The sequence below is a fragment of the Lactobacillus helsingborgensis genome (assembly GCF_000970855.1).
Classification (GTDB): domain Bacteria; phylum Bacillota; class Bacilli; order Lactobacillales; family Lactobacillaceae; genus Lactobacillus; species Lactobacillus helsingborgensis.
In genome coordinates this window covers 439,714-463,368 of record NZ_KQ034046.1, presented here as the reverse complement: position 1 = coordinate 463,368, position 23,655 = coordinate 439,714, and the positions used below count along the sequence as shown (strand labels likewise).

At 37.4% G+C, this 23,655-nt stretch carries 26 protein-coding genes; 7 read left to right on the top strand and 19 right to left on the bottom strand.

The genetic code is table 11. The features are described 5' to 3' along the window. Positions 1-73 precede the first annotated feature (73 nt). The gene (locus JF73_RS02155) at positions 74-1,033 is read left to right on the top strand and encodes an NAD(P)/FAD-dependent oxidoreductase (RefSeq protein ID WP_071196425.1); all 960 of its coding nucleotides are present in this window, start codon (positions 74-76) and stop codon (positions 1,031-1,033) included. 10 nt (positions 1,034-1,043) lie between these two features. After that, entirely contained in the window at positions 1,044-1,694 is a 651-nt protein-coding gene (locus JF73_RS02150; protein ID WP_046326807.1) for a VTT domain-containing protein, read from the top strand. An 11-nt stretch (positions 1,695-1,705) separates the two neighbouring features. On the opposite strand, the gene JF73_RS02145 is transcribed toward JF73_RS02150, so the two are convergent. Genes JF73_RS02145 through JF73_RS02125 form a run of 5 tightly spaced genes read right to left on the bottom strand, consistent with a single transcriptional unit; the run spans position 1,706 to position 5,380 of the window. Continuing rightward, positions 1,706-2,314, bottom strand: a complete 609-nt coding sequence (locus JF73_RS02145) for a TIGR01906 family membrane protein (RefSeq protein WP_046326806.1) — start codon at positions 2,312-2,314, stop codon at positions 1,706-1,708. Beyond that, positions 2,311-3,087, bottom strand: a complete 777-nt coding sequence (locus tag JF73_RS02140) for a TIGR01457 family HAD-type hydrolase (protein WP_046326805.1) — start codon at positions 3,085-3,087, stop codon at positions 2,311-2,313. The genes JF73_RS02145 and JF73_RS02140 overlap by 4 nt, the downstream gene beginning before the upstream one ends. After that, positions 3,087-3,665 (bottom strand): YutD family protein, encoded by a 579-nt coding sequence (locus tag JF73_RS02135; protein ID WP_046326804.1) that lies wholly within the window; start codon positions 3,663-3,665, stop codon positions 3,087-3,089. Before JF73_RS02135 ends, JF73_RS02140 begins: the two co-directional genes overlap by 1 nt. Further along, positions 3,649-5,040 (bottom strand): bifunctional metallophosphatase/5'-nucleotidase, encoded by a 1,392-nt coding sequence (locus tag JF73_RS02130; RefSeq protein ID WP_046326803.1) that lies wholly within the window; start codon positions 5,038-5,040, stop codon positions 3,649-3,651. The genes JF73_RS02135 and JF73_RS02130 overlap by 17 nt, the downstream gene beginning before the upstream one ends. Before the next feature lie 7 nt (positions 5,041-5,047). Next, positions 5,048-5,380, bottom strand: a complete 333-nt coding sequence (locus tag JF73_RS02125) for a hypothetical protein (RefSeq protein WP_038521531.1) — start codon at positions 5,378-5,380, stop codon at positions 5,048-5,050. A gap of 85 nt (positions 5,381-5,465) precedes the next feature. On the opposite strand from JF73_RS02125, the gene JF73_RS02120 reads away from it, so the two are divergent. Beyond that, the gene (locus JF73_RS02120; protein WP_046326802.1) at positions 5,466-6,854 is read left to right on the top strand and encodes a glycerophosphodiester phosphodiesterase; all 1,389 of its coding nucleotides are present in this window, start codon (positions 5,466-5,468) and stop codon (positions 6,852-6,854) included. 31 nt (positions 6,855-6,885) lie between these two features. Here JF73_RS02120 and JF73_RS02115 read toward each other — a convergent pair whose 3' ends face one another. Then, positions 6,886-7,887 carry a substrate-binding domain-containing protein gene (locus tag JF73_RS02115; RefSeq protein WP_046326801.1) on the bottom strand — a complete coding sequence of 334 codons (1,002 nt, stop codon included), beginning with the start codon at positions 7,885-7,887 and terminating at the stop codon, positions 6,886-6,888. A gap of 151 nt (positions 7,888-8,038) precedes the next feature. Between JF73_RS02115 and JF73_RS02110 the strand changes: the two genes are divergently transcribed. Next, positions 8,039-9,139, top strand: coding sequence for an aminopeptidase P family protein (locus JF73_RS02110; RefSeq protein ID WP_046326800.1), 1,101 nt, complete (start codon positions 8,039-8,041; stop codon positions 9,137-9,139). A 75-nt stretch (positions 9,140-9,214) separates the two neighbouring features. Here the strand turns inward: JF73_RS02110 and JF73_RS02105 are convergent, their stop codons facing one another. Together JF73_RS02105 and JF73_RS02100 are read right to left on the bottom strand one after the other, a co-directional pair. Continuing rightward, on the bottom strand, positions 9,215-9,610 hold the full coding sequence (locus tag JF73_RS02105; protein WP_046326799.1) for a hypothetical protein: 396 nt from the start codon (positions 9,608-9,610) through the stop codon (positions 9,215-9,217). A gap of 18 nt (positions 9,611-9,628) precedes the next feature. Beyond that, entirely contained in the window at positions 9,629-10,054 is a 426-nt protein-coding gene (locus tag JF73_RS02100) for a DUF948 domain-containing protein (protein WP_046326798.1), read from the bottom strand. 111 nt (positions 10,055-10,165) lie between these two features. Here JF73_RS02100 and JF73_RS02095 point away from each other — a divergent pair, with 111 nt between their 5' ends. Beyond that, positions 10,166-10,981: a mechanosensitive ion channel family protein gene (locus tag JF73_RS02095; RefSeq protein WP_046326797.1), complete on the top strand. Its 816-nt coding sequence runs from the start codon at positions 10,166-10,168 to the stop codon at positions 10,979-10,981. Between the two features lie 36 nt (positions 10,982-11,017). On the opposite strand, the gene JF73_RS02090 is transcribed toward JF73_RS02095, so the two are convergent. Next, the gene (locus tag JF73_RS02090; protein ID WP_038521514.1) at positions 11,018-11,632 is read right to left on the bottom strand and encodes an XTP/dITP diphosphatase; all 615 of its coding nucleotides are present in this window, start codon (positions 11,630-11,632) and stop codon (positions 11,018-11,020) included. 16 nt (positions 11,633-11,648) lie between these two features. Beyond that, positions 11,649-12,437: a glutamate racemase gene (gene murI, locus JF73_RS02085; protein ID WP_046326796.1), complete on the bottom strand. Its 789-nt coding sequence runs from the start codon at positions 12,435-12,437 to the stop codon at positions 11,649-11,651. An 80-nt stretch (positions 12,438-12,517) separates the two neighbouring features. Between murI and JF73_RS02080 the strand changes: the two genes are divergently transcribed. Together JF73_RS02080 and mscL are read left to right on the top strand one after the other, a co-directional pair. Continuing rightward, positions 12,518-12,922 (top strand): YslB family protein, encoded by a 405-nt coding sequence (locus tag JF73_RS02080; RefSeq protein WP_038524923.1) that lies wholly within the window; start codon positions 12,518-12,520, stop codon positions 12,920-12,922. A gap of 73 nt (positions 12,923-12,995) precedes the next feature. Beyond that, entirely contained in the window at positions 12,996-13,367 is a 372-nt protein-coding gene (gene mscL / locus JF73_RS02075) for a large-conductance mechanosensitive channel protein MscL (RefSeq protein WP_038521509.1), read from the top strand. 27 nt (positions 13,368-13,394) lie between these two features. On the opposite strand, the gene trxA is transcribed toward mscL, so the two are convergent. The 9 genes from trxA to JF73_RS02030 all read right to left on the bottom strand — a co-directional run bounded on the left by trxA (position 13,395) and on the right by JF73_RS02030 (position 23,654). Beyond that, positions 13,395-13,706 carry a thioredoxin gene (gene trxA, locus JF73_RS02070; RefSeq protein WP_034980713.1) on the bottom strand — a complete coding sequence of 104 codons (312 nt, stop codon included), beginning with the start codon at positions 13,704-13,706 and terminating at the stop codon, positions 13,395-13,397. An 85-nt stretch (positions 13,707-13,791) separates the two neighbouring features. Further along, positions 13,792-16,146, bottom strand: a complete 2,355-nt coding sequence (locus JF73_RS02065; RefSeq protein WP_046326795.1) for an endonuclease MutS2 — start codon at positions 16,144-16,146, stop codon at positions 13,792-13,794. A 54-nt stretch (positions 16,147-16,200) separates the two neighbouring features. Next, on the bottom strand, positions 16,201-16,506 hold the full coding sequence (locus tag JF73_RS02060; RefSeq protein ID WP_038521502.1) for a DUF1292 domain-containing protein: 306 nt from the start codon (positions 16,504-16,506) through the stop codon (positions 16,201-16,203). A gap of 1 nt (position 16,507) precedes the next feature. Continuing rightward, positions 16,508-16,936: a Holliday junction resolvase RuvX gene (gene ruvX, locus JF73_RS02055; RefSeq protein WP_038521499.1), complete on the bottom strand. Its 429-nt coding sequence runs from the start codon at positions 16,934-16,936 to the stop codon at positions 16,508-16,510. Beyond that, on the bottom strand, positions 16,936-17,193 hold the full coding sequence (locus JF73_RS02050) for an IreB family regulatory phosphoprotein (protein ID WP_038521496.1): 258 nt from the start codon (positions 17,191-17,193) through the stop codon (positions 16,936-16,938). The genes ruvX and JF73_RS02050 overlap by 1 nt, the downstream gene beginning before the upstream one ends. Positions 17,194-17,245: 52 nt before the next feature. After that, positions 17,246-19,885, bottom strand: coding sequence for an alanine--tRNA ligase (alaS, locus tag JF73_RS02045; protein WP_046326794.1), 2,640 nt, complete (start codon positions 19,883-19,885; stop codon positions 17,246-17,248). A 296-nt stretch (positions 19,886-20,181) separates the two neighbouring features. After that, entirely contained in the window at positions 20,182-21,009 is an 828-nt protein-coding gene (nadE, locus tag JF73_RS02040) for an NAD(+) synthase (protein WP_046326793.1), read from the bottom strand. Beyond that, positions 21,006-22,484 carry a nicotinate phosphoribosyltransferase gene (locus JF73_RS02035; protein ID WP_046326792.1) on the bottom strand — a complete coding sequence of 493 codons (1,479 nt, stop codon included), beginning with the start codon at positions 22,482-22,484 and terminating at the stop codon, positions 21,006-21,008. Before JF73_RS02035 ends, nadE begins: the two co-directional genes overlap by 4 nt. Positions 22,485-22,562: 78 nt before the next feature. Beyond that, positions 22,563-23,654 carry a glycosyltransferase gene (locus JF73_RS02030; RefSeq protein ID WP_046326791.1) on the bottom strand — a complete coding sequence of 364 codons (1,092 nt, stop codon included), beginning with the start codon at positions 23,652-23,654 and terminating at the stop codon, positions 22,563-22,565. Between the last annotated feature and the right edge of the window lies 1 nt (position 23,655).

The window sequence follows — 23,655 nt, the reverse complement described above, 5'->3', positions numbered from 1 at the left end:
AATTTCTTAAAGTGACTTACTTCTTTTTTCATGATAAAGTTGTCATATCAAGGTTTAGAGGGGAGTTTTTAAAATTAAAAAATTTGATTTAGCAATTATAGGAGCAGGTCCGGTTGGATTATTCTGCGCCAATTTTGCTCATCTTCATGGGCTAAATACAGTAATTTTTGAATCACTGAGTGAAGTAGGAGGTCAGCCAAAATTACTTTATCCTTTTAAACAAATATTGGATATACCATCTTACAGTTCTATTTCAGCCCAAGAATTAATTACTAATCTGCAAAAAGATGCTGAACATAACGCAAAGTTTATCCTAAATCACCGCGTTGAATCTATTAAAGAAAGTAATAAAGAATTTGTAATTGATAATAGCTTTATTGTTAAAAGCATTATTATTGCGACAGGCACTGGATTTTTCAGCCCTAAAAAATTTCCGTTGAAAGTAGATAATGAGATCGAAAAAAAGATTCACTACTATGTTAAAGAACCGCAAATTTTTGCTCACCAGCAAATAGGAGTTTTTGGCGGCGGGGATTCAGCGCTTGACTGGGCCATTGAATTAGCAAACCAGCCAGGTACAAAAATAAAACTAATACATAGAAGAAAAGTATTTCGCGGCTTAGAATCAAGCGTCAAAAAACTACAAAATTTAAAAAATGTTGAAATAAAGACGCCATATCTTCCCAAATCAATTGAACTTAGCGATAATCAACTTAATATTGGTTTGAAAGAAATGGGAAGTAACGACATAATTTCTGCAAAATTTGATCAAATTGTCGTTGCTTACGGTTTCCGGGCTAATAACCAATTTGTTAAAAAGTGGGGTGTCAATCTGACTAACAACCATATAGAAGTGTCACGCACAATGGAAACTAATATTCCTGGTATTTATGCGGTTGGTGATGTAGTCACTTATCCTGAACGGGTGCCGCTTATTGGATTAGGATTTGGTGAGGCACAGATTGCAGTCGCTGCTATTATGCGCACACTCTTTCCAGAAAAGACATTAACGATACATTCAACCAGCATTTAAGGAGATGTTTATGACAATAATCAATTTTATTCTGCACATTGATCACCATTTAATAGAAATAGTCAATCAATTTGGGAACTGGACATACTTGATTATCTTTGCCATTATTTTTATTGAAACTGGACTAGTTATCTTCCCCTTTTTACCGGGGGATTCTCTCATCTTTGCCGCCAGTTCATTAGCTGTGAACCCTAAATACAATTTAAATATTTGGTGGATTTATTTTGCCGTACTGACGGCTGCCGTGTTGGGCGATGCCTGTAATTATGAAATTGGCGCATGGTCTGTTAGACAAGGGTCTAAGCATAATTGGTTTAATAAACTAATTAATCAAAAAAATAGAGCGGCTGCCGAAAATTTCTTTAACCGCCACGGTCCGATCACAATTGTAATCGGCAGATTTATCCCTTTTATTAGGACTTTTGTTCCCTTTATATCTGGCGGCAGCAGCATGCATTACGGCAAATTTGCGCTCTATAATGTAGTTGGTGGAATTATCTGGGGTGGATTATTTACTGTGTTAGGTGCCTTTTTTGGTAACATCCCATTTGTAAAAAATCATTTTTCAATGTTGCTAATCGCAATTATTTTGATTTCTGTCTTGCCAATTTTGATAGTCGCCTTAAAAAAACGTATAACAAACAAAAAGGAGTTCCACTAAGAACTCCTTTTTTATCTTTGCAGCAACTTATTTGCAAAATATAATTCGTAAGAAATGCCTGCAATAGCAAAACATGAGGCAAAAAAGCCTTCAGTAAGGACATTAATAATCGGATCGGTTGCAGGGTCAAATAACCAGGTATTACTGCCAGCAAAAAACAAATGATGAAAAGTAATGAAAAAGTTGTCAAAGTTAGCCAAAGCAAAAGGCAAGACAACTACTGGCATTAATAAAAATAATAGGGCCCAAATTTTATCCAAGCGCAATATTTTTTTGTTATGATGCTTGCTCCAAAAATAAATTACTATGCAACAGATAAAAGCAACAATTGCTAAAACAAATAATTTTTTGACATCAGCAAAATGCTGCGCTGCCATTCTTGAAGTTGGCAGATTCTGCATTTTTAATTTGTGCTTAAACGGCCAAGTCAAATACCACAACAGTTGGTTATAATTATGCATCACCTGACTAACTGACAAATTTACTGTTTTGTTAGTCTTTTGCACTAAAACAAAGACAAATAATAGGGGCCAGCTCGCAACCAGCGTGACCACAACACTACTTGAAACAGCAAAAATAAAATGATAAATGATAGTTAATATATTACTTTTTTTGCTCATATTTCAACCTGATCCAAACTATTAGTCAAAATAGTAGGTTGTCTTTTCCCTTCAATATCCGCCGCTTTCGTTATTCCGGTGGTAACCAGCAATTGGTCAACTTTACTGTTAAACCCAGCTTTAATATCGGTATCATAGTTGTCACCAACTATCAGCGCATCACTCTTAGCACAGCCGTATTTGGCTAAAACCATGTCAATAATTACAGAAGAAGGCTTGCCAATATAAAAAGGCTCTTGTCCACTTGAAGCCGCAATCATAGCGCACTGCGAACCATTGCCGGGCATCAAGCCTTTCTCACTAGGCAAATTAAGATCAGCGTTAGTACCAATGAAAGTTGCACCATTTCTAATAGCAGAAACGGCCACCTGAATTTTATGATACGTTAAATCGGTATCCATCCCTACTACCACATATTCAGGATTAGTTTCATTAAGTTCAAATGCAGGATTTTGGATAAACTCCTGCCAGAGGCCAATCTGACCAATTAAGTAGACACCAATTTTATTTGTCTGCTTTTTTTGGCATTTTAAAATGTAACTTATGGTAGCCATACATGGTGTATAAATATGAGCAGTATCTGTTGCAACACCATGAGTTTTTAGCTTATCCACTACCATTTGTGGTGTTCGCGTGGTGTTATTTGTCAAAAAAAGGTAGTCTTTATGCGCTTCTTCTAAACGCTTAATAAAACGAACTCCTGAGGCAATAGTTTCCTTACCGCGATAAATTGTGCCATCAAGATCAATTAAAAATAGACGGTAATTCTTCACTATTTGCTACTCTTTCTTTTTTTAATTACAAAAGAATGACGACTGCCATGTTCTTTTCTAACAGGTGCAGTTTCAGGCTTTTTTATATGACTTTGCCGAACGCGATAACGTTTAACTGCTTTACTGGAATTTTTCCGGCGCAAACTTTGTCCGCGATTTTTATATGAATTAGGACGCTTTTTACGTTTACTATTATGATAATGATGCACTGGGCTCAAAAGTTGCAAGATAAAATATGGTCCACCAGGATTGCAGTACTCTAATAAATAGTCAGCAATGGTCTGTTTTTTACGGTCTAGGGCTGTTGGCACATTATCTTGATAAAAGCCCTTCAACCTTAAATGCCCACTGGAAACATCACCAACAATAAAATCGTATTGATCCAAATATGGATCATACTTGCGTCGCAATTGCTCAATATCCAAAGCTGCTGCTTTATCGACAACTACTTGGTAAAGTTGTTTATTGATTTTTAATTGTTCCTTATCCCAAGCTACAGCAGCTAAGGGATGACGCAAGGGTTGTTCCTGCTCAAATTTATTTTCTTTTTGTTTATTAGTGCTACTTTGCTCTACCATTTACTTCACTTCCTTGCAGTGGATATTTTTGTGCTAAATAATTGCCAATTACCTCGCGTAAAAATTGCGGAAAGAGAAAATCATTATCGCCCACAATTGCTAAAGTAGGGAAAAATGGCACTAAAACGTAATGGTCTAAAACGGCAATTTGATATTCTTGATAAGGATCAACCTCTTTACCATTTACAAAAACCACTCTACTCATCGGGTCAAATTTAATTCCCTTATAATACATTTGCCCAAAGATTTTTCCCCGAAAACTCATTCCCTGTAATGGAAAATGATCTAAAAAGTGCCGGTTTTTTTCTATTTCCATAATTAAACGCCAAAGATCACTCCCCTTTAATGTCGATCGAACAACGTGCATTGAATGTGGCAGTGCTTTTTGCAAGTCATATTTAGTTAAAACACCCTTTTTAAAAGGCGTTAAGAACAAGCCCGAACTTAACATAGCCAAATCGGTTCCGGCAAAATTTGCAATTGCATTCATGGAAACTTGAATAGCTGCTTCTTTATCATCATTAAATTTTTCAGGCAAATCAGCGACAAGCTCGCGGCTCAAAATTTCTTTACCACTTTGCCTGTAGTTTAAAATCGTCTCTTCATCAGCTAAATGCGATTTCATCAAACTTGTTGGCTCAACATGCGGGGTTATTTTTTTAACATGATGGTTGTCATCAATTTCCACATAGGTATTACCAACATAATTGCCCCATTTACCCGTTTGCGTTATCCAGACATCTTTGACTTTTTTACCATGTGGCAGTAAGTCGTGACTGTGACCCCCAACAATCAAATCAATTTCAGGATAGTTTTTGGCTAAAAAAGTATCCATGTTTAAACCAATGTGAGTTATTAAAATTAAAACATCATATTGATTTTTAATCTGGGGTAAAACTTCGTCCATAGTTTCTTTTAGCATTTTAACGTGCCAGTGATTAGGTTCATAAGAAAGAGGATAAGCTGCGGTTAAACCAATTAGCGCAATACGCGTCTTCTTTTTTGTAGTTAATATCTTATATTGCACCGCCCAGTGCGGCATTGAACCATCTTCTTCACGCAAGTTAGCCAGAATAACCGGGAAATTAGCATGATCAAACAATTTTTCGACTACTTCATGTGAATTAGAGATGCCTTCATTATTACCGATAGTAATCGCATCGTAATGAAAAGTATTCATTAATCTGATATTAGCTTGACCATAAGTGGCATCGGTTAATGGCTGGGAGCGATCCATAAAATCCCCTGCATCAAAAGTAAAAACCTGGTCGACGGACTTATCTTTTTGTGCTTCTCTTAAGTAGCGACCAATTTTAGGAAAATGTTCGAAATGAGAATGTAAATCATTAGTATGTAAGATGCGGATTTTTTCCATTTTTTCTCTATCCTATTTGATTCGATTTTAATACCATATTATAGGCGTCTAAAATTTTGCCTTTTGGCTTCTGCCATTCAACCCAGTCGGGATTTTTCCAATCATCTTCATTTGTCAAAGTTTCAAGTTTATAAGTCTTATTAATATATTCTTCATAAGTAATCAGAGCTTTAGTACGCGGAATATTTAATTGTAAGATACGTACGCTTTTAATCTTTCCCCGGTCAGCAGCCAGTTCGGCGATGCCATTTTGATCAATATTAGATATTTCAAAATACTTGCTGCCATCATTACGCACAATTTCTTCAATTAAATCCAATTCTTCATATTGTTCATTCATTAATATTCCCCGCATAAATTAAATCTGTGACATATAGCAAAAAATGTGCAACCATGCTATTGTAGTAAACAACAGAGGTGTACACATGAAATATCAAAGCCATATTATTACGGCTCTCATTTTTAGCATCATATTCATAACAACTTGTGGTTTCACTGTCGTTGGACACCGGGGAGATCCCAGTAAATATCCTGAAGAAACCATTCAAAGTGACAACTCTGCTTTTAATTCAGGAGCCGATTATGTCGAACTTGACCTTCATCTTTCTGCAGACGGTGAGTTAGTTATTTCACATGACGACGACTTATTTCGAGTGACCCATACACATGCAATTGTATCACAAAATAACTGGGAAGCACTTAGCCAACTTACCTATGATAATGGCGAACATGTGCTGAGTTTACCACAGTTATTTGAATACTATCAAAAACGACCTAATACTAAATTTATTTTGGAAACCAAAATTGATCATTCGTTAGAGCCGTCTTATGAACTAGAAGACAAAATCGCAGCAACAATCAAAAAATACCATATGGAAAAAAGAGTTATGATCCACTCTTTTTCTGCAGCCAGCTTATTTCATTTTCGCAAAATCATCCCTGACGCATATTTAATACTAATCGTTGGCAGTTTGAAACGAATGAACTTCAGCAATTTGCCCCAAGTAAATGCAGTCAATGTTTCTTCTGATTTGATTTTAAACCATGCTTGGCTGATCCACTGGCTGCATCAATTAAATAAACAAGTCTTTGTGTGGACTGAAATGGATGAATCCCCTGATTTATGGCAGTGGCTGATTAATAAAAACGTTGATGGGGTTGTTACCAATTTTCCCAGTACCGGCTTTAAGTATAAGTTAGCTAAAGAAGGCACTAAAAAATACGATATTCACCGCAATGGTATCTATTTCGGTAAGAAGAAAACTAAAACAATGATGAACCCGTATGTGCAGGACAGACAAAATAAATATGTCTATCCCGGCCAAAAGTTCGAAGTAATGTACGGCGTCAGAGCACATAATCAGCTTTACTATCAAATTGCCAACCAAACATTTATCTCAGCAGAGTTTGTTAATATGGATCTCAAGCCTGAAGAGATTGCACCTTATCAAAATAAGCAAATTTTGGCTAAGCCGGAAAAAAATGTCCGAATCTATCGTTACCCAGATAACCAAGCTAGAACCGAAAAATTTATGCCCATCAATACTCTTTATAAAATTCAGAATTTTAATGGCAGCCCTAAAAGTATGTGGCTTTATACCTCTTTAGGTTGGATCAAGGCCCGTGATATTCTTTTCTATGGCTTTTTCGGCGAAACAAGCTGGCAGAACTACCGGCAATTACCACGCATGAGCCGTTACTCCAATATTGCATTAACAGAATACTTGCCGCTGCAATCCGGCAAAACACTAAATATACTGCAACAGATAAAAAAGGTGCAGAAAATAACCAGCAAAAAAGTGCTGCATGGCTAACATGCGGCACTTTTTATGTGACTAAATTATTCTATTCATTTGTAGTACTCTGTTTTTTCAATATTTCATAAGGCAATTCTATTTGTTTTTCCGGTACTTCTTCATTATTCATGAGTTTAGTTAACATTCTCATAGCAACTGCACCAATATCATAAAGTGGCTGACGAACAGCTGTTAATGCCGGACGTACAACCGAAGCAATTTGTGTAGCACTTGCTGTAATTATTTCTAGGTCAGCAGGTACTTTTTTACCGGCGTCAATAGCAGAATTGAGTAAGCCTACCGCAGCAACATCACGTGTTACGATCACACCGTCAATGCCATCTTGTTCTAATTGTGACAATAAATTATAGCCATCAGAGTGATCCTTAATATTAGAATAAATATGACCTTCGCCCAAATTATGATCTTTCATGAACTTTTTATAAGCAGGTATTCTTTCTTGGGCATTGACTACCGTGTCTGGGTTGCCTATAACTAGCGCCAAGTTCTTCCTACCGTCATTATAAAGCAGGTTCAGAGCTTCTGTATCTGCTTTTTTGTAATCTATGGCAACTGATGGAAATTCACTATGACTGTCTTTGGTTCCAGCCAAAACAACCGGAGTATCAGTCCGTTTAAATGCAGTAACTGCTTCCTCAGGCAAACTATCAGACATGTAAATTACACCATCTACTTGTTTATTAAGTAAACCTTGAATTGCCTGATCTTCTCTCATTAAGCGATTTTCAATACTGGTAATAATAATATTATATTTGTATAACAGAGCTATATCATCAATACCTTTTGACAATTCGGCAAAATAAAGATTGGTCAAATCAGGTACAATTAACCCCACTGTGGTTGTTCTTTTAGATGCCAGACCCTGTGCCACAGCATTTGGTTGGTAATGCAGCCTATTAATTACTTTCATCACCCGCTCACGTGTGTCTTTACGCACGTTAGTATTGCCATTAACCACTCGTGAAACTGTGGCCATTGAGACTTTAGCCTCACGAGCAACATCATAAATTGTAATTTCTTGTTTACGCATTCTTTTTGTTCCCCCATTTTACAATTACTAGTATAAAATTTATCATGATTTTTCAAAAAGTGCAAACGTTTACAGCTATTCTTTCATTTTTTCAAGACAAGAACATGATATACTTGCATTAACTATACATTTTGAATAGAAGGAAGAAGCTATGAATTTAACCAAATTACAAGAATGGCTGCAAAGTTCCGATAACGATGTTGCCTATATCTCTAATCCAACTACAATTGCTTACTTTACCGGATATGACATGGAACCACATGAGCGGATTTTCGCTCTTTTAGCGTTCAAAGATCAAGATCCTTTCGTTTTTGTTCCTGCATTAAACGTTGAAGAAGCCAAAAATTCAGCCTGGAATGGCGATGTGTACGGCTATCTTGATTCAGAAAATCCCTGGGAGATTATCGCTGACAAGGTAAAAGGCAGAACTAAGGACTACCAAAAATGGGCTCTTGAGAAAAACAATTTGTCTGTTTCTCATTATCAACTCATTCACGCACAATTTCCTGATGCTAATTTTGACGGTGACGTTTCTAATTTTGTTGCAAAAATTCGTCTCTACAAAACTCCAGAAGAAATAAAGCAATTACAAGCTGCTGGACGTGAAGCCGACTTTGCATTTCAAATTGGTTTTGATGCGATTAAAAACGGTGTAACTGAAAGATACATCGCTGGACAAATTGAGTACCAACTTAAGGTTCAAAAAGGAGTTATGCACGAAAGTTTTGAAACAATTGTGCAAGCCGGGGCAAACGCTGCTAATCCTCATTTAGGTCCTACTATGAACAAAGTTAAGCCTAACGAACTGGTATTGTTCGATCTGGGCACTATGCATAACGGTTATGCTTCTGATTCCAGTAGAACAGTTGCCTATGGTGAACCATCAGCCAAAGAAAAGGAAATCTATGAAATTGATCGCGAAGCCCAACAAGCTGCAATTGAAGCTGTTAGGCCAGGAATGACTGCTTCAGAGCTTGACAGTGTTGCACGTGACATTATTACTAAAGCTGGTTATGGTGAGTACTTTATTCACCGTCTGGGTCACGGAATTGGCAAAGAAGTGCATGAATACCCGTCAATCGTTCAAGGCAACGATTTAATTATTGAGGAGGGCATGTGTTTCTCAATCGAACCAGGAATTTATATTCCAAATGTAGCAGGTGTTAGAATCGAAGATTGTGGTGTTGTAACTAAAAACGGCTATGAACCATTTACTCATACCAGTAAAGAACTAAAGATTCTGCCTTTGTAAAACAGCAATTTTGTTACGAAAAAATGGCACTAACAGAAATATTAATCTGCTAGTGCCATTTTTATAAATAATTACTTACGGTCTGTCAAATGGATCTGCTGGTGCATCCTCTGGTCTTTCAGACTTTGGAGGTTCGGGATGATTTAAATTATCTGGAGCTTCAGCATGATGTAAGTCTTCTGCTACATCTTTATTCTTTAAATCTTCATCTTTCGAATTATCAATGACGATATCATCAAAATCCTTTAATTCTGAATCATCCTCAACATTCTTAGGGAATGAAGCCAGTTGGTTTTTCACAACTTCAGTACCATTATCATATTTTTTCTTTAAGTCTTGAACGGTTTCATTGTTCTTAACTTTTTTCTTTAATTCATCAATTTGGTCATCACTAACTAAAAATGAACCGGCAAGAAATCCTGCCGCACTTCCGACAATTGTTCCCAAAACAAAACTTGCAAACTTTTTCATAAAAGTAACTCCTTTTACTTAATCTTCACCTTTACGCCGCTTATGCCGTGCAAACACTGATGCTAAAGCAGATGACATCAACCCGTTACGTTTCCAATGAAAATTATTGAAACGCTTTGCCATCTTTCTGGTAGATGTGTTGACATCTGAAACGCTTTCGCCTAAATCAGCTGCTGCCTGCACAACAGGATCAATAGTTTTCATTTTAACATTAACATCTGCTAGCAAGACATTAGTTTTATCAAGCAAATCACTAGTCTGATGAAGTAAATCATTAACATCCCCAGTAACCTGTTGAATTGACTCGTTAGCACTCTGGATCGTTTTTTCTGCTTCTCTAGTCGCTTTCGCGGCACGTATAAGCACTGGAATTGTGAAAAGTACTAAAATTAAAAATGCAATGGCAGCTATTAGTCCCGCTAATGCACCATAAGATAATCCCATCTTTTACCTCCAATTCTATACCTAAAAAAAGTCTAGCATGAAAATGCTTCAATCTCAATCTATATGTCATATTTTGTTATAGTTAATATGCATATACGGAAGGCAATTATTATGAATAAAATATTTCAAATAAACAAACGTGTTTTAAAATTCAATTGGGACAGATTGGGTGAACAAGCACTAACAATACTTTGGCAATTAGCCATTTCAACGTTGGTCTTTTACATAATTGACCGCATTGGTAAAAAAATCATCAATCATTATTTAAAGCATAGTAAAAGAAAACAAAACAAGAGAACACAAACAGTTACTGCATTAATTAACAGTATTTTTGAATACACTGTGATTTTCTTTTATTTATTTGCAGTCTTATCAATTTTGGGCATTCCCATTGGCACACTGCTTGCCAGTGCTGGTATTTTTTCTTTAGCTTTAGGCATGGGAGCTCAAGGATTTGTGAGTGACCTAGTCAACGGCTTCTTCATCTTAAGCGAAGATCAATTCGACGTTGGTGACATCGTCTCAATTAATGATCAAACCGGGGTAGTAGTTCAGTTGGGCTTAAGAACTACCAGACTTAAAGGTTCAGACGGTTCTATCATTTATATCCCCAACCGCAATATTTCTATTGTACAAAATTTGGCTCATGGTGGTATTGGACTGGATATTAATATTCAGCTTAAGGCCAATAACGATTTTGCCCAAGTTCATGATTTAATTAATCAAATAAATAATGAATTGAGTACCAATATTAAAGTTTTAGTCCAGGAGCCTAAAATAGTGGGCATTACAGCGCAAACGGCGCAAACAGTCAACTATGTTGTCCACTTTCAAGTTAAACCCGGTCACGAAAAAGAAGTACAAGATGAATACTTAACACAATATTTGAAAATCTTGCAAAAAAATCAAATTCACCTGGCAGAATAAAATAAAAAACTGATAAAAAATTTATCAGTTTTTGTTTTATTCAAATTGTTCAAGCCAAGCAGGTAATTTTTGCAGCAATTGGGAAATTGCTCTACCGCGATGGGATAAACTGTTTTTTTCAGCTGTCGTCATTTCCGCAAAAGTTTTTTGCTTTTCAGGCACAAAGAATAGTGGATCATAGCCAAAACCATCTTCACCTTGTGGAGCTGGTAAAATCAAACCAGCACATTGACCTGAAACAACCAAATCTTGGTCAAAATGACCCGGTTTTGATGCGACAATTGTGGTATTAAATTTGGCAGTCCGCTGTTTTAACGGCACACCGCCAAGCTCTGCCAGTAGTTTAGCATTATTCTTATGATCATTATGTTCAATTCCTGCATAGCGGGCAGAATGAACTCCAGGAGCACCATCAAGCGCATCAACCATCAAACCGGAATCATCAGCTATCGTCAGCATTTGACTATAATCCGCTAATTCGTGCGCCTTTAATTTGGCATTTTGCTCAAAAGTGGTGCCGTATTCTTCCACCACTGGTGGTCTATCCAAATCAGCATTAGTTTTAATTGTGGCAGTAATACCAGCATTCTTAAAAGCTGCACGCAGTTCTGTTGCTTTTCCCTTGTTAGTAGTCGCAAATAAGATTTCCATTATTTAGATCCTTTCTCTAAAGTTGCTGAGCCTGAAACTGCTGGTCATTCAATACCAAACGGCCAAGTTCGTCAAACAGTGCCACATTTCCCGTTGTAAAGTATTCGTGTTTACCTTCAGCTATGTTAGTAGAGAACAGCTGGTCTCTTTTCATAACGTTATACGTATACTGAGCAACTTGGTCTGCCGGATCAATTATTTGAACATCAGGTTTCAAGCACTGAGCAAATTCTTTTTGAATAATTGGGTAATGAGTACAACCCAAGATTAAGGTATCAAAGTCCAAATTACTAATCGGTGCCAAAGTCTTTTTAAGCTCGGTCATATAGGCTTTGTGGCCCGCATCAGCTTCAATTAAAGGCACAATTTTAGGAGCAGCTAGTTCAATAGTCTCTATTTGCGGATCACGTGTTTGAATTTCCTTTTGGTAAGCATGTGAACCAACTGTCATTTTTGTAGCCACTACAGCAACCTTTTTATTTTTGGTAGTATTTGCTGCTGCCAGCGCACCCGACTGGATTACGCCGATTATTTGGGGCTCAATTTCCTTTTGAATAAAGTTCATGGCCACAGCAGTCGCTGTATTACATGCAAATATAATTAACTTCACGTTTTTACTTAATAAAAACTTAACACTTTGGGTCGTTAGGGCAATTATTTCTTCTTTTGTCTTGTCCCCATAAGGAATATGGGCATTATCACCAATAAAAACAGTCGATTCATGAGGCATCTTGGCAATAATTTTTTTAACTACTGTCAACCCGCCAACACCAGAATCCAGCAAGCCAATTGGTCGATTATCCATAATAAAAGTCTCCCTAAATAATTTATACTTCAATCAATTTTACGGTAAAATAAAAGAAAATAAAAGGGATGAATTTCTTTATGCAAGACAATAACCAACATGAACACGTATATTTTGTTAATCAACTATACCGCGACTTCTTATTACCTACTATTTTAGGCACAGATAATGATGCTATTCTTTATTGGGGTGGCAAGCGTATTGCCCGAAAATATGACTTATTGTCATTTGAAGATGTGGTTAGCTTTTTTAATACTGCCGAATTTGGCTTATTGGAAAAGACCAAAACCCATCGCAATGAAGAAGTTTTTAAATTAACAGGTCAAAGCGTCACGGACCGCATTAATAGTGGCAGTCAGGAGTTTTCCTTAGAAGCTGGAATAGTTGCCGAAGCAATCCAAAAGGAAACCGGTCGCACAACCGAATGTGAAATAAAAATAGATGACCGCAAAAAAGAAGTAAAATTGCTGGCAAAATTTGATTAAATTCTCAAAAAACAAATAATTTAGTTTTTTACCATTTTTGCAATATTATTAAAGTAGGAATGGAGGAAATAAGATGCTAAGAGAATTTAAAGAATTTATTGAACGTGGCAATGTTATTGATTTAGCCGTTGGTGTAATTATTGGTGGTGCTTTTACCAACATTGTTAATTCATTGGTAAACAATTTGATCAATCCACTTTTAGGTTTATTTATCGGAAAAATAGATCTCTCCAACTTGGTATTTAAAGCAGGTGGAGCCACCTTTAGGTATGGTGAATTTATCAATACAGTCATTAACTTTATAATTATTGCTTTTATTGTCTTTTTGCTAGTCAAAGCTGTCAATAAAGTAATGAGGCATAATGACCAAAAACAACCAGCTGGTCCGTCTGCAGAAGATTACCTTAAAGAAATCCGCGACTTATTAAAAGAAAAAAGCAATTAAAAAAATTCCTGCATTTGCAGGAATTTTTTATTTAGTATATTGATCTAAAATCTGACTAAGTTTTGCCTTAGGGGTATAACCGGTAATACGGTCAACAATTTCACCATTCTTCTTGATCAATAAAGTAGGAATAGCCATGACCCCTAAAGAACTAGGTACTTCTTTATTTTGGTCAACATCCATCTTAGTAAACTTGACGTCTTGGCGCTCCTCAGCTAATTCATCAACTACTGGTGATTGCATTTTACATGGACCACACCAAGTTGCCCAAAAGTCTGTTAAAACGACACCGTCTTTTGTTTCTTCTTCAAAGTTCTGATCTGTAAGTTCATCAACCATGAAAAAACCTCCTTTAAGGAAAATATTTTTATCTATTGATATTTTCATTATAGCAAGTAGACTTACTTTTTACAAGTAAAGCAATTTACTGCAAATGAACTATGGTTGCACCATTGCCACCTTCATTTGCCGGGGCATAATTGTAGCTCTTAACGTGTTTACTTGTCTTTAAATATTGCCAGACACCTTTTCTAATGGCCCCTGTGCCAATACCATGAATAATTGTCACAACATCTAGTCCAGACAATAAGGCTGAATCAATGTAGCGGTCTAAGTTGGTCATTGCTTCATCATAACGCTGACCGCGCAAGTCAAGCTCGCTTCTAATATTGCTGCGCCTGCTGGCGCTAACAGCGCGCACCTTTGGTTTAGATTGTGACTTTTGCTGGGGGCCAATCTTTTCAATATCACGATCACTAACTTTAACCTTGATGATCCCCATCTGCACTTCATATTCATGTTCAGCTAATTTTTTGGTAATCGTGCCAGTCTGTCCGTAAGACAAGACCTTTACTTGATCACCCACGTTAACATGATGCCGTCTTTTTTCACGTTGTAACACCCGATTATGGGCCAGGTTTTCGTTTTGCCGTTCAAGCTGATTAAATTCACCTTTGGCTGCAATTATCTCGTTTTGCTTCACATTTCCCTTTTGCTGTTCAAGCTGCGCTATAATTTTATCAGCTTTTTTGCGACTTTTGGCTACTACTTCGTTAGCCCTTTCCTGCGCAAATTCCAACTGCTTTTGTACACGTTGATTATACCAATCAAGCGCCTGCTCAAGTTTTAATTCCAGCTTTTGCGCCCGATCAAGGCTGGTTGCTAAATGGTTATGCGCATCCGTTGCCGCTTTGGTTTGTTTGGTTAATTCAGTAATCATCTGGTTAATGTCGACATTTTGGTCACTCATTAGCCCTTGAGCTTTTTTAACAACATCTTCACGCATACCAAGTCTACGTGCAATTGCAAAAGCATTACTGTGACCAGGAATACCAATCTGTAAACGGTAGGTTGGAGACAAAGTTTTTAGGTCAAATTCCATTGATGCGTTGGTCGTTCTTTCACGGTTATAACCATATAATTTAAGTTCAGGATAGTGCGTGGTAACGATAATCTTGGCTTTTCGCTGGCGCAAAAAATCTAAAATACTGATTGCAAGGCTTGCACCTTCTTCTGGATCTGTTCCAGCACCGATTTCATCTATTAAAACCAGTGTTTCGGCGTCTACTTTTTTCATAATTTTAACAATACCGTTAATGTGTGAAGAAAAAGTACTTAATGACTGCTCAATAGATTGTTCATCCCCAATATCAGCACAAATATCCTTAAAAATACCTGCTTTACTGCCTTCTGCAGCCGGAATGAAAAGACCAGACTGTGCCATTAATTGCAAAATACCAACCGTCTTTAAGGTAATAGTCTTACCGCCAGTATTAGGCCCCGTGATTAAAATAGTATCAAAATCTTCGCCTAAGCGAATGTCATTTGCTACCACTGTTTTGGGGTTGATCAAGGGGTGTCGCGCCTGCAAAAACGACAAAGATTGATCACGAGTTAGTCTTGGTTCAGTTGCTCTCATACTTTGAGCCAATCTTGCTTTAGCCTGAATAAAATCTAATTTAACTAAGCCGGCAGCAATATTATCAACATTATCAACTTCAACGCGAGCCAGATCAGATAAATGATGCAGTATACGATTAATTTCTCTTCTTTCTTTTGCCAAGAGATTTTGCTGGCGGTTATTAAGGTTTAAAACAGCACTGGGCTCAATAAATAATGTTTGTCCACTGGCACTTTGGTCATGGACAACGCCGCCAAATTTATTACGATACTCTTGCTTAACCGGAATAACATAGCGTTCATCCCTAATAGTCACAATCTGTTCAGATAAATATTTGCTACTGCTGCCCTTGATGTAGCCATCCATTTTGTCTTTGATTTCTGCATCGTTACTTTTTAGTTCATGACGCAAATGAGACAACTCACTTGATGCAGCGTCAAGCACTTCTCCATCAAAATCAAGTGAACGGTTAAGCGTGGCATATAAAGACTGCGGTACTTCTAGTTGTGCTAATATTGGACTGATTACCGTTAAATCTAATTTTTCTTCATCAGTATTAGTAAAGAATTCGTTAATTTCATTTGCCAATGCTAAAACCAATAATAAATTACCTAATTCTTTAGCATTTAGGTTTGCTTTAATCCGTAAGCGCTTAGTACTAGGTCTGACATCAGTAAAATCTGTTAAAGGTAATTGCCCCTTAATCCGCAATATATCTGCACCTGCGAGTGTCTGCTTTAATGCCAGTTCAACTTGAGCAAAATCACTACTAGGAACAAGATTTATTGCTTTCATTTTCGCTGGTCTGGTTATAGCCAGCTGCTTTAATTGCTCAGTAATTTTTGCAAATTCTAAAGTTTTTAATATTTTATCATTCATTAGTTCTCTATTTATTATCTTGAATAAAAAAGGCTGGCTTGGCCAGTCTTTTTGTTATTCTCCACTTAAGCGATCATCGTCCAAAAATGTATTCAATACACCTTGAACCATGTTCCATTCATCATCTGCTTCAATCTCATGCAAGTCGCTACTGGTTACATCTCCTGCAGAATCTGCATCATAACTGAAGGCTAAAACTTCAATTTCATCTTCATCATCAGCAGCTGCTGGATACAGCAGTATGTATGATTTATCGTAGTCATCTGAATGAAATGTGAATAAAATTTCATATATTTCTTCGTTACCCTGATCATCGATCAAGGTAATTTGACGGTCATCGCCGTTAATATCTTGTGCCATATTAATCCTTTCGGTTTAGATCCAAATAGTTTTGCAGAATCAAAACAGCAGCCATTTGGTCTACTACTTTTTTGCGTTGATGACGGTTATGCATGCCAGCTTCTTCAACTAAAACCCGTTCTGATTCAACTGTTGTTAAACGTTCATCGGAATAATAAACCGGCAACCCAAATTTTTGTTCTAAACGTTTACCGTAATTCTTACTCCTTAAAACAGAGTGTCCGGAAGACCCATCCATGTTTTTAGGTAGGCCTAAGACAAAGCCCTCTGGCTCATATTGACGCACAATTTTTTTAATTGCACGCATACCAAAATTATAACGCGTTTCATCAATAGGGATAGTTTCAAGCATTTGCGCAGTAATACCTAATTCATCACTGACCGCAACACCTACTGTCTTTGACCCAACATCTAAACCAACTAGTCGCATTATTTATCTTTTCCAAGATAATTTTTGACAAGCTCTTCAATAATTTCATCGCGTTCGTGCTTCAAAATTAAATTACGAGCATCATTATGCCGTGGAATATAAGCTGGATCGCCAGACAATAGGTAACCAACAATTTGGTTAACTGGATTATAACCTTTTTCTTCTAAAGCATTATAAACGTCCTGCAAAGTATCATGCACATTTTTGCCTTTATTTTCATTAAAGTCAAAATGCATCGTTTTATCTAGCGAACTCATAATCATTCCTCCTAGCATAATTTTACTTGAAAAATAGTACAAACTCAATCAATTAATTTTTTGATATCGCTGTGATTACTGTCTGAATAGCCTTTTTAAGACCCTCAGGTTTTTTACCACCTGCTTGTGCCATATCAGGACGACCGCCTCCGCCACCACCAAAGATTGGCGCAACTTGCTTAATCAAGTCTCCTGCTTTAAGTCCCTTTGCTAGTGCCTTTTCTTTCAAGCTAATAATCATATTAGCCTTACCCGCGCTAGCACTTGCCAAGACAAGCACATCAGATTTATTACCGTTCTTCCAAGTATCAGCAAACTCACGCAAATCTTTCATACTGTTTGCATCAACCTCTTGCGCAATCACACTTAAATCTCCTGCTTGCTCTACATTATTAAAGATAGAGTTGGCTTTGTTTTGATTAATTTGCAAATTCAAATCTTCAACCAGCTTTTGACTATCATGCAAGTCTTTTTCAAGAGAATCGACTTTATCAATAATATCTTCAGGCTTAGTTGATTTTACTTCTGCCTGTATCTCATCTAACAGTTCTGATCTATTAGCCAGGTATTCATACGCCTTCTTAGAAACGACAGCTTCAATTCTTCTCATCCCCGCACCAATAGCTGATTCGGAAATAATCTTGAAAATACCGATTTGATTAGTATTAGCGCAATGCGTACCACCGCAAAATTCAATTGAAAAATCTGCCATTTGGACAACCCGGACTTTATCACCGTATTTGCCATCAAATAATGCTAGCGCACCCATTTTTCTACCATTTTCTGGATCTGTAATCGTTGTTTGAACTTCTATTGCAGCCCAGATTTTTTGATTTACCAGATTTTCAACCGATTTAATTTCCTTATCTGTCATTGGTTCAACAGCTGTAAAATCGAAACGCAGATAATCAGGTTCAACTAAACTGCCGGCTTGATGAGTATGCTCGCCTAAGACGCTTCTAAGTGCTGCATGTAATAAGTGGGTAGCAGTATGTGAATGGCGCAGACCCTCACGGCGAACCCGGTCGATTTTTAATGTGTATTCTTCACCCTTTTTCAACGGTAAAATCACATCAACAAAATGCATGTTCTGGTCATTTGGGGCATGTTGTACATCAGTTACCTGGGCTACAAGTTCTCCTTCTTGGTCATAAATATTGCCGTGATCGGCAACCTGTCCACCACGTTCACCATAAAATGGCGTTTTATCAAAAATCAAGACAGCATTGTCGCCATCAGCTTTATCAACTAATTGGTCATTGACTATAATATCAATTAATTTGGCATGTTTTTCTTCATAAACGCCATACTCAAATTCTGACTTGTCCTTTAAATTCATCAAGGTTGCATCTTGAGAGCTCATTGATTGCAGATTGCCCCGAGCTTTACGGGCACGTTCTTTTTGAGCAGCCATCTCAGCATCAAAACCTTTTTGATCAACTTTTAAGCCTGCATCCTGGGCAGTTTCAAAGGTAAGCTCGTATGGGAAACCGTAAGTATCAAATAATTTAAAGGCGTCTTTACCAGAGATGGTCTTATCATTTGAACTCTGCGCTTTGACAATTAAGTCATTTAGCAGAGACAAGCCGGATTCAAGTGTCAGTTGAAATCTTTCTTCTTCATTTTTAATTACCTTGGCAATAAAGTCTTTTTGATTAGTAACTTCTGGATAGTGACTCTCCATGATTTTACCGACTACTGGCACCAATTTGTAGAGAAAAGCACCTTTAATGCCCAACCTTTGACCATTTAAATCTGCCCTGCGAATTAAACGCCGCAAAACATAGCCCCGGCCTGTATTTGATGGCAAAGCACCATCAGCAATAGCGAAACTAACAGTACGAACGTGATCGGCAATAATCTTGAAAGCAGTAGTATCGGCATTATTAGTGCCATATTTTTTGCCAGCTGCCATTTTTTCAGTTTCATGAATAATCGGCAAAAAGAGGTCAGTTTCAAAGTTAGTTGGTGCATCCTGCAAAATAGACAAAACACGCTCTAGGCCCATACCGGTATCAATATTCTTATGCGGCTGATCAACATACTTGCCATTTGCCAAGTGATTGTATTGTGAAAAGACGATATTCCAAATTTCCAAATAACGGGCATTTTCACCACCAGGGAAGTTTTCGGGATCATCTTCTGCCACGTCATTATTTTCTTGACCACGATCATAAAAGATTTCGGAATCAGGACCGCAAGGACCTTCACCAATATCCCAGAAATTTTCTTCCAGCTTAACAATATGATCTTCGGGCATCCCAACTTCCAGCCAAATTTTGTACGCTTCGGTATCTTTAGGATAAACCGTGCAATATAGCTTTTCCTGATCTAAATCAAGCCAGTCTGGGCTCGTCAAAAATTCCCAAGCCCAAGTAATTGCTTCTTTTTTGAAATAATCTCCGACTGAAAAGTTACCTAGCATTTCAAAAAAGGTTTGGTGTCTGGCAGTTTTACCAACATTTTCAATATCATTGGTTCTAATGGACTTTTGTGAACTAGTAATCCGGTGATTCTTAGGGACTACAGAACCGTCAAAATATTTCTTCATGGTTGCTACACCAGAGTTTATCCACAGTAAAGTTGGGTCATCTTGTGGGATTAAAGATTGACTCGGCAATACCATGTGTCCGTGCTGCTTGAAGAAATCCAAAAACATTTGTCTAAATTCTGAACTTGTCAGTTTCTTCATCAAATATATCTCCCTTTTTGCCAAAATAAAAACACCGTTGCTTACTTTAAGGACGCCTTTAAACGCGGTACCACCTCAATTGCAACAGTGCTTGTTACCTCTTAATTATTTTTATTAGTTGAACTTTAAGGAGCATTTTTTAAGTAACAGTAAATCTTTTTCACCAGACGATTCTCTCTTTGAACTGCAAATCTTAAAAAACATATCTTAAGTTAACAGTAATTGTACTACTTGCACAGTTTTTGTCAATAACTGGGCAATTATACTAAGTTATACACAAAATATCCACTTTCATATTAGCGGTAAAAATCATCAAAAACAGTTACCGGTAAATGCCGCTTATGCTCACTTTTGCGCCACAAAGCTTCGATCTTTTCTGCTGCCTCGTCTGCTACAGTCTGCCCTTCCAAATAATTATCAATATCGTGATAGCTGACACCTAAGGCTTTTTCATCAGGTAGACCCGGCTGTTCTTCTTCGAGATCTGCAGTTGGTGCTTTGTGATACAAATGCTCTGGGCAATTTAAAAACTTGAGCATCTGCTTGCCTTGTCTTTTATCCAAGCGGAAAAGTGGTGTTAAATCTGCCGCACCGTCACCATATTTAGTGTAGAAGCCGCTAAAGTTTTCAGCTGCGTGATCTGTCCCGACAACAGCACCGTTATTGGCTCCTGCAATAGCATACTGCACTACCATACGCTCACGGGCCTTAATATTGCCTTTATTGAAATCCGTAATTTCTTGCCCTGCTTCATGCAAACTGGTTACCAAAGCATCAACAGCAGGCTTGATATTGACGATTAAGTCTTGATCGGGCTTTTGAAAAGCTACTGCACCTGCTGCATCCTGTGCATCTGTCTGAACACCATATGGTAAACGAACTGCAATAAATTGATAGGAGTTATCGTCCGTTTCAGCGCGCATTTCTGCAATCGCCATCTGGCAAAGTTTACCAGCCAGAGTAGAATCTTGACCGCCCGATATTCCCAAAACATAAGTTTTCAAAAAAGAATTAGCTTTGAGATAATCTTTCAAAAAATCAATTGACCGTCTCACTTCTTCTTCAGGATTAATTTGGGGTAAAACATGTTCATAAGCGATGATTTTTTCTTGCAACGGTCTCATTGTGCACCAACTCCTTTGTTGATATTATTGCGAATATCTTGAATGATATTCATTTTACTGTCATATAAATCTTGGGATAAGTCAACTGGATATTCTTGCGGGTTCAGGCTGCGCTTATATTCTTCCCATAACCCGTCTAAATTAGCAGCACAGAACTTCTTAATATCAATTAATTTAGGTTGCTGATAAGTTAGCTTGCCATCAACAAAAATATCTTTTAAGAGAGGCTCAGCAGTATAATTAGTCACGACCTTGTTAATGTATGAATATTGTGGGTGAAACATGTACAATGAATCAAAATTGCGGGGATCTACGCCTACGCGCGCAATCCAGTCACCTTCATTTTTCTTTTCCGTATTAGCTGAAATCCGCCAAACCTGCTTTTTACCAGGTGTTGACACTTTCTCCACATTCGAAGAAATTTTTAATGTGTCACGCATACGATGTTGATCATCTTCAATTGAAACTAATTTATAAACAGCTCCTAGTGCAGGCTGATCATAGGCGGTAATGTACTTGGTACCAATACCCCAAACATCTATCTTAGCGCCCTGCATCTTTAAACTAGTAATTGTTGTTTCATCTAAATCATTAGAAGCGTAAATTTTAGCTTTAGTGTAACCAGCATTATCAAGTTCACGGCGAACCTGCTTTGAAATATAGGCCATGTCTCCTGAATCAATTCTTACGCCTTGGAAGTTTATCCGCTCTCCCATTTCATCAGCAACCCGAATTGCGTTGGGAACCCCACTTCTGACCGTATCGTAGGTATCAACCAAAAATACACAGTCCTTATGCGTTTCTGCATAAGCTTTAAATGCTTCGTATTCATTGCCAAAGGCTTCAACTAAAGAATGAGCATGAGTACCTGAAATTGGTATGCCAAACAGTTTACCGGCACGTACATTGCTTGTTGAGTCAAAGCCACCAATATATGCTGCTCTGGTGCCCCAAAGTGCGGCGTCTGTTTCTTGTGCGCGCCGTGTACCGAACTCCATCACACCGTCACCTTGAACAGCCAATTTAACACGCGCCGCCTTAGTAGCAAGTAAAGTCTGGTAGTTAATAATATTTAAGATAGCAGTTTCTACTAATTGACATTGCGCAAGCGGTCCTTCAACTTGCAATAAAGGTTCATTGGCAAAAACAATTTCACCTTCCGGCATAGAACGAACTGTCAACTTCATTTTTAAATGACGCAAATAGTCAATGAAGTCATCATCGTAACCAACTTCTTCTTTTAAGTACTTCAAATCACTTTCTTTAAACTTTAAGTTCTTTAAGTACATAATCACATGTTCTAGACCTGCATAAACGGAATAGCCATTGCCAAATGGTTCTTGACGATAGTACGCTTCAAAAACAGCGTTACGCTCCGAAATTCCTTTTTTAAAGTAGGTATACATCATATTAATTTCATACAGGTCTGTATGAAGGGTTAACGAATCATCTTTATCCAATTCTTGGTAAAACATTCTGTCCTCTTAACTAATTTCACTAAATATTTTTGTTTTATTATAAACATTTGTGGACTTTTTAACAATCTTACCAACTCAAAGGATAGCGTCATACACCCGCAAAATACTATCTAGCTGCTGGTGTAATGAAAAGTGCTTTACCACATAATTCTTTTCCAGATATGCCATTTCTTTCAGTTGTTTTTGGGGCATACTTATTGCCTGCTCTAAGGCAGAACAGATTGAAGAAACATCTCCAATTTGAGCCACAAAGCCATGCTCTTTATCAGGGATCATCATGTTAATATCACCAACTGCTGTCGATAATAGCGGCAGCAGATTGTCACTTGCTTCTAGTAAAACCAGAGGAAAGCTTTCAGAATAAGAAGTCAATACAGCTAGATCCATTCGCCGATATAAATTTTTCAACTGCTTATGTGTCATGAAACCTTGAAAAGTAACTTGTGGTCCTAAATTTAACTTCTGGGCTAAGTCTTTTAGTGCCTTTAATTGTGAACCATCCCCAGCAATAAATAAGTGCACGTTGGCATTGTTTAGTTCTTTCAAAGCTTTTAATAACAAATCCTGACCCTTAACTTTTTCAGTTCTGGCCACATTCACAATATTAAAGTTAGGGTGTTCATACTTTGCCGGAATTTCACTGTCTTGATGAAAAAAAGTGCCATTATAAATGACATGAACTTTTTCAGCTTTTACCTTTGCCTTCTTTACCACTAAATCGGCAAATCTTTTGGTAACAGCAAAAATACAATCTGCCTTACGAATAGCACTGAGGTTAATTTTGGTAAACAATTTTCCACTCAGACCGCGATCAGCAAAATCAAGATAGGGATCTGAATGGATAGTTATGCACCATTTAGCAGTTATTTTGCGCCTAATTAGGGAAACAAACAGGTTTGCACGGGCACCATGAGTATGAACAATTTGATAATCGCCATTATTAATAAATTCAGTGAGTTTTTTTAAGCTTCTTAAGTCATAGCGGCTTGTTATTCCCAAAACATGCACCTTTATTTTTGCAGCTCTTGCAGCTTGAGCAACGGGTCCATCGCTTAAACAGAGCAAAGAAAAGTCTTGCTGTTCACTTTTTGCCTGCTTTAACAGGTTGATAATATGCGTCAAACCGCCGCCATTTTCCAGACCGGCATTAACATGCAAAACTTTCATA